We start from the raw sequence: 7,660 nt of genomic DNA, 5'->3' as shown, positions 1-7,660 counted from the left end.
CAGAAGTACTAGAACTAAAAGAAGAACTACTACAAATTAAAAATAATAATTATGCTGTACCAGAAGACGTAGATGCGTATCCATATGCGCAGTGGATGCTAGATTATATCGGATCACCTGATGCTGAATTACGTGATGATTTAATTTATAGTACGCTTCACACATGGATTACAAATGATGTATTTAGACAAAAAGAGTTAAGAGGATTAATGTTACAAGCAATTAGTCCTGATTATTTATTTTATAAAATTGGTGAAAAGGGAACAGACTCTGTATTTAAACGTGCATTCTCCGTATTAATTCCACCACTTATTTTATCTGTTCATGAAAGGGAACCGTTGTTATCCGAAGAACAACTGTACAGTGTAGCAGAACAAGTGCTGGAATATGTATATTTAGAAGAAGATGTAAGGGGCTATGTAGAAGGGAAAGGCTGGGCGCACTCTACTGCACATGCAGCAGATGCACTCGATGCTTTAGCACGTACAATCCAAAATCGTGAGTTCTCATATGCAATACTAGCTGCCGTTCGTCAGAAGGTCCGCTTACATGACTACGTATACATTCACTTTGAGGATGAGAGATTAGTAGCACCAATTATGTCGTTACGTAACCAAAATCTTTTAACTGAAGAAGAGTGGAGCAATTGGTTACATAGTATAGCAATTGTTGAAGACATCCCGCATCCTCAATATGATATTTTAGTACAAAATATTAGAGCTTTCTTAAGAAGTTTATATTTCAGAGCTTTAGAGACAGAGGGTAGTACAGCCTTTACAGATGATATATTGGAGACTTTGAAGGGTTTGCGTAGGTATTAAAAATTCGTTTTTCTAACAGAAAAGTACATAAAACCAACACCTCCCAACCATACTAATAAAATGTTTTGGAGGTGAGTTTAATGGACAAAAAAGACTTTGAAAAAGTATATAATGATTATTTACATCAAGGGGAAGAGCAAGCTCAATTTGAAATAGCTCAGGAAGTTACTTCAGGAGCAGAACAAATTGTTGCTGTTCGTAAAAATGATGAAGGTGATTTGATTGCTTTTAAAACAAGTAGCGGGAGAGAGTTAGATTATATGACTGCTCTTAGTGAAGCAAAATCAGGGAAGTTAGCTCATGTGGACGTATTTCATAAGTATGGCAGAGATATTATACGTAGTGAACCGGATGGAATAAAAGAAAATAACTTTGATAATTTACCTTCATTTTAAACGGGTAAACCTCAAGAAGAGAATGTTCATTACGATATTCTCTTCTTTGTTTTACGAAGTTTTCCTTGCAAATAGACGATTCATTTTTAAAGTGCGATCATACTTTTAAAGAGCTCTCTAAATTTCTCTTTATCTTCTGCTGTAAATGGTTTCGGTCCCTTTGTACGTTTACCACTTTTTCGAACCATTGCACTTAAATATCGTGTTTGTAACAATTGTTCAATGTTATCATTCGTATACTTATAGCCTTTATGGTGTAGAACGATACAGCCTTTTGCTAAAGCGAGCGAAGCAAGACCGTAATCTTGTGTTACGATTAAATCTTCTTTTTTTGCTAACTGCATAATTCGGTAATCTGCAGCATCTGCTCCGGAATCAACATATATTGTTTCCACACCTTTAGGTTGCTGAGCATTAGAATAATGAGAAAAGCTAGTAACGAGGGTTACAGGGATTTCTGCATTCGTAGCTTCAAAAATAATTACATCTTTTACAGGACAAGCATCTGCATCAACGTAAATTTTCATTTTTACCACTCCTATAAAGTGAAACTTTAATCAGTGGGGGGTTCATCCTCCACTGATTATTAGTTGAACCAATCGGGCATTTACGGGCAGTTAATCTCCCACCTAACTTCTTTGTTACAGCTGAATTTTGAGCTGGGAGTTTTATTGCCCGTTAATGCGGGGTAACTAGGTTCGTGTTGATAATAATGGTAGATTTTTCTTTTGTCAAACGATAGGGCTTTATGTAAAGTTATTTTTCACAAACCAAAATAGCCTCCCGCAAACGAGAAATACCTTCCTCAATTTGATCAATATCCACTTTTCCATAAGATAAACGAATATAACCATCTTTCGCGCCGAAAATACTACCAGGCATAAAAGCAATTTCTTGTTTTAAGCTTTGCATAATGAGTTGTTTTTCGTTTATCGGTTCTTTTAATTTTCCCCATATGTAAATACCACCAGTAGGGTTTGAAAAAGAGATTTTATCATGAAGTTGCTCGTTTAGAGCACGAACAATAACGTCTCTTTTTTCTGCTAGTTGTTTTCGTAACGGTACGATATGCGACTGAAATGGTACAGTTTCGAAAAACTGCTGCATAAGCCACTGCGGGAATATGCTCATACCTAATTCCATTTGGTGCCGTGCGTCGGATAATCTTTCTACTACAGATTGCGGAGCAACGAGCCAGCCGACTCGTAATCCTGGCGCAATCATTTTAGATAAAGAATGTACATAAATGACAGTTCCGTTTTCATCAATTGATTTTAAAGTAGGACAAGGTTGTTTCTTTTCTAGCGTAAGTAAACTGGACGGATCATCTTCAACGATCGCAATTCGTAAGTCTGCACAAAGTGATAATAGTTTTTTTCTACGGTTTGGATGAAGCATCGTTCCCGTAGGATTTTGGAAGTTTGGATTTAAAAAGATCATTTTAATACGATGCTTTCTATATAATTCTTGCACATCGTCTGGATTAATACCATGTTCATCAACAGGTAACGGGAAAATACGAATACCTGCTGATTGGAATAGCGGTAAGGAATAACAGTGCGATGGACTTTCGAAAGCGACGGCATCACCTGGATTTAATAAACATTGCACGATAAGGTGTAAGGCTTGCTGTGCGCCAGATGTAATCATAATGGATTGTTCAGTCGCTTCCACTTTTAAATATTCCTTCATATATTTTACGACCGCTTGTCTCAGCGGGAGATAGCCTTGTGGATGATCGTAACTTAATGAATGTGTTAACGGTTGTTCTCGTAAAATTGTTTGTAGTTGATCGTGTGGGTAGAGATTACAACCGAGTTCTCCGTTTGCGAAATCAATAATATTTTCATTTTGTTGTACTTCTGCCCGAATATGGCGAAGTAACGGTAAGTTTGGTAAGAACGTACCGCCTTCTACGAAATTTCTCCAGTTCGGCGTTAATGTTGGAGAAACGCCCCACATATGTGTACTTACACGTGTACCTTTACCAGTCGTACTTTCTACAATTCCCATAGCACGTAGTTCGTTATAAGCAGTCGTTACTGTACTTCGGTTTACATTTAACTGTGTAGCTAATTTTCGTTCGGAAGGTAGGAAGCTTCCTGGAGGAAGTTCTCCATATGTAATACGTTTTTCAATAAAGTCAACAACTTGCTGATAAATGGGGATTTTACTGTCGTTATCTAGCTTCCATTCCATACAAACGCCTCCGCATCTCTTATATACATTCAGTATAACAAATTGGCTGGGTAAAAAAACAGCCAATTGGACGGTGTTATATCCAGCCAATTTTACTATGCTAAATATGGAAGGGGAGATTCGGATGAAACGATGGCAAATGGAATGGCTCCTAGTATCTGTTGCATTAGTATGGGGAGCAAATTATACAATAGGAAAGTATGGCGTGGCATATATGTCATCCATTCAATTTAATAGTTTACGATTTTTAGTAGCATCACCGGTATTATTACTTATTACTTTTATGATGGAACGCTCATTACGTATTGAAAGAAAAGATTGGTTACGATTAGTAGCAGTCGGCATCGTTGGAACGACAATGTATCAAACGATGTTTATGCTATCTGTGAAATATACTTCAGCAACGAACGCTTCATTATTAATTGCAATGTCACCTATTTTTACAGGGATATTAGCAGTATTGCATAAACAAGAACGTTTTTCGATGAAAGTACAAATTGGCTCAATCGTAGCGTTTATTGGTGCAGCATTCGTTTTATTAACAGGACATACAGGAGGAGCTACTTACGAGTATGCGTGGCTCGGAAATATAATTGGATTAGTCGCAGCAATTGCGTGGGGATGGTATCCAATTTTAGCGCAACCACTCATTACAAAATACTCCGCAATGAGAGTTACATCATGGTCTACTTTAATTGGAATTGGACCTCTCGTTATATACTGTTTACTCAATGTAAGCACACTAACGTGGCCAGTAGATATGCCAAGCTGGGGATCACTAGCATATTCAATCGTCTTTGCGACCATATTCGGACTTGCAATGTGGTATGTCGGTATTAGTAAAATAGGCTCAACGAAAGTAATGGTTTATATGTATCTTGTGCCGTTGTTTGCAGTGATCTTTGCGGCTGTAACAATAGGGGAGCAAATGAATATGATGCAACTAGTTGGCGGGCTTATTATCTTCATCGGTTTATATGTTGTAAAAAAAGGTGGAATGAAAAAGCCTGCTCTCAATTTGAAAAAAGTAAGTTAACAGTAAAAATGATCTCTTTCATATAGAAGGAGATCATTTTTGTTTTCGTATTAAAAGCGCTTGTTCAACAGCCCATTTTTGATGATCGTGAATGAGAAGTTCTACAGCAAGTAAAGGAGACATCCACCTTAGAACATGATCATCCTCACAGTTTGCAGTTTGTTTCTGTAACATATTTGCAATGTAAAAGAACCCAACATTCAAATAATATGTATCTTCCTTTTCTGCATAAAAATATCGAGCTGCATTACCGATATATTGATCAATTTCAATCGCCCATCCTAATTCCTCTAGTAGTTCACGGTGCAAACAATCTTCTTTTGTTTCATTACCTTCCATACCGCCACCTGGTAAAAAATAACGGTCTCCTTTTTGGATAACAGCAATCATTGAAGAAGATAAATGGAAAATAATCGCATAACAACTAGGTCTTAATACATAATGAACAGTAGATTTTTTCGAACCAAATGTGAGTTTTGAAATCATAAAACACAACCTTTCTCTATAAAATACATAAAAGGGATAATAAGGTAAAAATAATTGTATAAGTATAATCTTACGAGATTGGAGTGATAACAAAATGATAAATCGAAAGTGTACGCGCTGTAAAGAAATTACAGGTACATTGCACGGTGGTAAAAAAATTAAGGAAGAATTTCTATGTGAGGACTGTTTGCAAAAAGGAATTGCAAGCGGAGAAATCGAATTATCACAAGTGGAACAAGGAAAAACCTCGTATCTTTCTATAAAGATATTAAAAATAACGAGTGTTATTTATTTAATAGTATCAATTATAACTGCTTTTTCTGCTGGAGCATTTATACAAGATCCAGGGCTTGGTGGAATATCTTTTTCAATAACAGGTACAGTTGGTGTTATGATAATTGGATCCATATTCCAGTCTGTTCTTGTATTTTGCGGGATATGGGTATTCATCCTATTAGTAGAAACAGTCATTAAAATTTATGAAAAAATGAAGTGAGTGAGAGGGAGAAACATATGCGAGTAAGAAATATCCAAGGGGAAGATTATGTAAAGATTCATTCAGTTTTAAATGATTGGTGGGGCGGGAGAGACATGGTTGCCATGTTGCCAAAACTGTTTTTTGTTCACTTTCAAGAAACGAGTTTTATCATTGAAGAAGAGGGCGAAACGTTAGGTTTCTTATGCGGATTTTTTTCACAAACATATAAAGATGAAGCATACGTTCATTTTATCGGTGTAAATCCGAAGTATAGAAGAAGAGGAATCGCATCGACATTGTATTCTTATTTCTTTGATGTCGCTCGTGCAAATAATCGTAAAGTTGTAAAAGCAATTACGTCACCAACTAATAAAAAGTCGATACAGTTTCATCAAGAAATCGGTTTTCGAATTGAGGCTGGGGATGATGAGGTAGAGGGTGTATCGGTATATACAAATTATGATGGAAATGGCGGGAGTAGAGTTTTATTTTTGAAACATGTGTAGTGAAATAAGCTTTACCTAAACGCACTGAGTTAAATGTATATCAAAACGTTATCCGTTGCATAAAGAATGACTGATTTTGTTAGCTTGATAGAGGGTAGTATGATAGTCGAAATGAATTTCCGTAAAAAATTTCATCTAAAAAAGAGGGATCTATATGAAATTTGAAAGAGATAGATATTTTTTACAGATGGCATTGGAAGAAGCTGAAATGGCATTAAAAGAAAATACATATCCAGTAGGAGCAGTTATTGTTGATGGAAATAATAATGTCATTGCAAGAGGAAGAAATAGAGTGCATCCACAAAAAGACATAACAGCTCACGCAGAGATAGACGCTATTCGCAATGCAGGGGAAGCAATGTTTGATGCAAAAATAAAAAATGAGAAGTTTACTATTTATAGCACGTTGGAACCGTGTCCAATGTGTACAGGGGGTATTTTATTCGCAAAAATACAGAGAGTAGTCTGGTTACTAAATGATGACTTAGGTTTTGGTGGATATAAAAAGATAAAAAATGCTTTAGTTTTCGAAGGGAAATTTAATAAAATCGACATAGTGGAAGAACCATTTGAAGACTTAAAAACAAGACAAAAAGAACTTATGAGACAATGGGAGCTAAATCCCAATAATATTATTAATTTGCGTAGGGCTATAAAAAAATAGTTGTTTCTTTCAATTAAATCGGGATACTGCCACATTACCATCAATTTAAAAAATATAGTGAAATTATATCGATTTAACAATAGAATATGGAAGAATCTATTACGAATAGAAAGCCGTCCTAAAAGTATTCTAGGATGGTTCTTTTTGTTGTGAGGAGATAAAGAGTATGGAGAATAAACAGAGTAGAAATGAGTATGTAAGACGCATACATAAGGTTCAAGATTATATAGAATCAAACATAGACAGTTCATTATCCATTGAAGAGCTAGCTGATATAGCAGGATTTTCGAAGTATCATTTTCATCGGATTTTTAAAGGAATAGTTGATGAGCCATTATCTCGGTATGTGAATCGCTTGAAACTAGAAAGGGCAACACATCTACTTACATATCGCGCAGACATGACGATTACAGATATTGCGTATCACTTCGGATTCACAGATTCAGCAGTTTTTTCCCGAACATTTAAAAGTCATTACGGTGTAAGTCCGTCTCAATATCGAAACGATAATAGCAAGAATTGCAAAGACGTAAGGGGAATTCCTCAATACAATGAATGTAAGAAGGTTCGAGGAAATGTTGAAATTGTAACAGCGGACGATATAAACGTCGCATACATAAGACATACAGGTACATATGAAGAGTTAGCTATAGCTTTTCCAAAAATGATAGAAAAATTATTTCGTTACGCGGCGAAGAAAAACTATCATGTATTTGAGGATACGAAAGTATTAACCATTTACCACGATCATCATGAATTTACTGAGGACTATCATTTAAGAACAAGTCTATGTGTAACAATTTCAGATGAATCCACAGTAGAAACGAACGACGTTGGAATAATGGTAATACCTTCTGGAAAATATGCAGTAGGACATTTTGAAATATTCCAAGATGAATATAAAGGAGCATGGGATTTCTTATACGGTGAATGGCTGCCAAATAGCGGATATAAACCGAGAGACTCGTATCCTTTTGAAGTATATAGAAATAATCCAAAGCAGCATCCAAAGCATAAACATATAGTTGATATATATGTACCTATCGAACCTTTTTAATCATAGGTTAAAGGGGAA

At 35.8% G+C, this 7,660-nt stretch carries 10 protein-coding genes; 7 read left to right on the top strand and 3 right to left on the bottom strand.

What is annotated here, in order from left to right:
* Window positions 1-821: DUF2785 domain-containing protein (locus tag ACQGS6_RS19200; protein ID WP_426965444.1), on the top strand; the 821-nt coding region annotated here is incomplete at its 5' end.
* 80 nt (window positions 822-901) lie between these two features.
* Window positions 902-1,216 carry a DUF3892 domain-containing protein gene (locus tag ACQGS6_RS19195; RefSeq protein ID WP_000358162.1) on the top strand — a complete coding sequence of 105 codons (315 nt, stop codon included), beginning with the start codon at window positions 902-904 and terminating at the stop codon, window positions 1,214-1,216.
* Window positions 1,217-1,302: 86 nt separating this feature from the next.
* On the opposite strand, the gene ACQGS6_RS19190 is transcribed toward ACQGS6_RS19195, so the two are convergent.
* Both ACQGS6_RS19190 and ACQGS6_RS19185 read right to left on the bottom strand, forming a co-directional pair.
* Complete coding sequence (locus ACQGS6_RS19190; RefSeq protein WP_000708769.1) at window positions 1,303-1,743, bottom strand: YaiI/YqxD family protein; 441 nt, start codon at window positions 1,741-1,743, stop codon at window positions 1,303-1,305.
* A gap of 229 nt (window positions 1,744-1,972) precedes the next feature.
* Window positions 1,973-3,415, bottom strand: a complete 1,443-nt coding sequence (locus ACQGS6_RS19185; protein ID WP_000454896.1) for a PLP-dependent aminotransferase family protein — start codon at window positions 3,413-3,415, stop codon at window positions 1,973-1,975.
* Between the two features lie 124 nt (window positions 3,416-3,539).
* On the opposite strand from ACQGS6_RS19185, the gene ACQGS6_RS19180 reads away from it, so the two are divergent.
* A complete protein-coding gene (locus ACQGS6_RS19180; RefSeq protein WP_000832984.1) occupies window positions 3,540-4,451 on the top strand; it encodes a DMT family transporter in 912 nt (303 codons plus the stop codon).
* A gap of 33 nt (window positions 4,452-4,484) precedes the next feature.
* Here ACQGS6_RS19180 and ACQGS6_RS19175 read toward each other — a convergent pair whose 3' ends face one another.
* Window positions 4,485-4,937, bottom strand: a complete 453-nt coding sequence (locus tag ACQGS6_RS19175; protein ID WP_025966070.1) for an NUDIX hydrolase — start codon at window positions 4,935-4,937, stop codon at window positions 4,485-4,487.
* Between the two features lie 94 nt (window positions 4,938-5,031).
* On the opposite strand from ACQGS6_RS19175, the gene ACQGS6_RS19170 reads away from it, so the two are divergent.
* The 4 genes from ACQGS6_RS19170 (at window position 5,032) to ACQGS6_RS19155 (ending at window position 7,642) form a co-directional block, all read left to right on the top strand.
* Complete coding sequence (locus tag ACQGS6_RS19170; RefSeq protein ID WP_000610504.1) at window positions 5,032-5,433, top strand: DUF3980 domain-containing protein; 402 nt, start codon at window positions 5,032-5,034, stop codon at window positions 5,431-5,433.
* A gap of 17 nt (window positions 5,434-5,450) precedes the next feature.
* Window positions 5,451-5,921, top strand: coding sequence for a GNAT family N-acetyltransferase (locus ACQGS6_RS19165; protein WP_426965443.1), 471 nt, complete (start codon window positions 5,451-5,453; stop codon window positions 5,919-5,921).
* Between the two features lie 154 nt (window positions 5,922-6,075).
* A complete protein-coding gene (locus ACQGS6_RS19160; protein ID WP_000667405.1) occupies window positions 6,076-6,585 on the top strand; it encodes a nucleoside deaminase in 510 nt (169 codons plus the stop codon).
* Between the two features lie 166 nt (window positions 6,586-6,751).
* On the top strand, window positions 6,752-7,642 hold the full coding sequence (locus tag ACQGS6_RS19155) for an AraC family transcriptional regulator (protein WP_000428668.1): 891 nt from the start codon (window positions 6,752-6,754) through the stop codon (window positions 7,640-7,642).
* Window positions 7,643-7,660 lie beyond the last annotated feature (18 nt).

This window comes from Bacillus sp. GMs2/2 (assembly GCF_050172095.1).
GTDB lineage: Bacteria > Bacillota > Bacilli > Bacillales > Bacillaceae_G > Bacillus_A > Bacillus_A cereus.
This window is presented reverse-complemented; position numbering and strand designations above follow the sequence as displayed.

Bases quoted from the DNA above. Each gene is read 5' to 3' on its own strand.
- ACQGS6_RS19190 (WP_000708769.1), bottom strand. From the start codon at position 1,743: ATGAAAATTTACGTTGATGCAGATGCTTGTCCTGTAAAAGATGTAATT.
- ACQGS6_RS19175 (WP_025966070.1), bottom strand. From the start codon at position 4,937: ATGATTTCAAAACTCACATTTGGTTCGAAAAAATCTACTGTTCATTAT.
- ACQGS6_RS19160 (WP_000667405.1), top strand. From the start codon at position 6,076: ATGAAATTTGAAAGAGATAGATATTTTTTACAGATGGCATTGGAAGAA.
- ACQGS6_RS19195 (WP_000358162.1), top strand. From the start codon at position 902: ATGGACAAAAAAGACTTTGAAAAAGTATATAATGATTATTTACATCAA.
- ACQGS6_RS19185 (WP_000454896.1), bottom strand. From the start codon at position 3,415: ATGGAATGGAAGCTAGATAACGACAGTAAAATCCCCATTTATCAGCAA.
- ACQGS6_RS19155 (WP_000428668.1), top strand. From the start codon at position 6,752: ATGGAGAATAAACAGAGTAGAAATGAGTATGTAAGACGCATACATAAG.
- ACQGS6_RS19170 (WP_000610504.1), top strand. From the start codon at position 5,032: ATGATAAATCGAAAGTGTACGCGCTGTAAAGAAATTACAGGTACATTG.
- ACQGS6_RS19165 (WP_426965443.1), top strand. From the start codon at position 5,451: ATGCGAGTAAGAAATATCCAAGGGGAAGATTATGTAAAGATTCATTCA.
- ACQGS6_RS19180 (WP_000832984.1), top strand. From the start codon at position 3,540: ATGAAACGATGGCAAATGGAATGGCTCCTAGTATCTGTTGCATTAGTA.